Raw genomic sequence first — 1,006 nt, 5'->3', positions numbered from 1 at the left:
GTCTCGGTGATCTCGATCTCCAGCCGCCGCGGATCGAACCCGGTGCGATCGAGGATCGCCAGTATGTGCAGGCCGGTGTTCTGGTCGACGAGCTGCGATGGCGACAGGTTGAAGGACAGGAACAGGTCCTTCGGCCAGCTTCTGGCCGCTTCGGTCGCCTTGCGCAGCACCAACTGCGACAACGGGCCGATGATGCCGCGCTCCTCGGCGATGGGAATGAAGACGGTCGGCGGCACCGAGCCGAGGTCGCGATCGGTCCAGCGCGCCAGCGTCTCGAAGCCGATGGTGCGGCGCGTGGCGAGATCGACGATGGGCTGGAAATGCGGCTCCACCTCGCCGGCCGAGACAGCCCGGCGCAGCGCCTGTTCGATGCGGGTGACGCGCTTGGCCGCCTCTTCCATCTCACGGGTGTAGACGACGACGCGGCCACGGCCGGAACGCTTGGCGTGATAGAGCGCCGTCTCGGCCTTGTTGATGAGGATTTCCGTGGTCTCGTCGCCCGAATAGAACAGCGAGCAGCCGACCGAGGCCGAAAGCCTGGCGGTGCGTTCGCCGACATCATAGGGCGCCGACAGGATCTCGATCAGCATGCGGGACTTTTCGGCCGCTGCATCCTCGCTGAACACCAGGGGATAGAGAAAGGCGAATTCGTCGGCACCGATGCGACAGACCGTGGAATGGCCGTCCATCGAGGCGCGCAGCCGCATCGCGACCTGGATCAGGATGTCGTCGCCGGCCTTGTGGCCGAACAGATCGTTGATCGGCTTGAAGCCGTCGAGGTCGAGAATGCCGACGGTAAAGGGCGCGGGATCGTCGGCACGGTCGGCGATCAGGCGATCGACCTTGTCGAAGAAGCGGCGATGGTTGCCAAGCCCGGTCAACGGATCTGTGAATGCCAGATCCGTGCTCTCCCTGTTTGCCTGACCGGTGCCAAACGAAGTTTGCATCGGTGTCCCTGTTTTGTGACGTCGGAATTTATTTTCAGACTGGCAGCAAACCCTTTAGG

Annotated in this window: 1 protein-coding gene; it reads right to left on the bottom strand. The window is 63.4% G+C overall.

Going from position 1 to position 1,006, the window contains the following annotated elements:
* Positions 1-947, bottom strand: a 947-nt coding sequence (locus EN750_RS36125) for a diguanylate cyclase (RefSeq protein ID WP_127399404.1), incomplete at its 3' end; no start/stop codon positions are given.
* Positions 948-1,006: the final 59 nt, after the last annotated feature.

Origin of the sequence: Mesorhizobium sp. M7A.F.Ca.ET.027.03.2.1 (assembly GCF_003999175.1) — a bacterium.
Taxonomy (GTDB): Bacteria; Pseudomonadota; Alphaproteobacteria; order Rhizobiales; family Rhizobiaceae; genus Mesorhizobium.
This window is presented reverse-complemented; position numbering and strand designations above follow the sequence as displayed.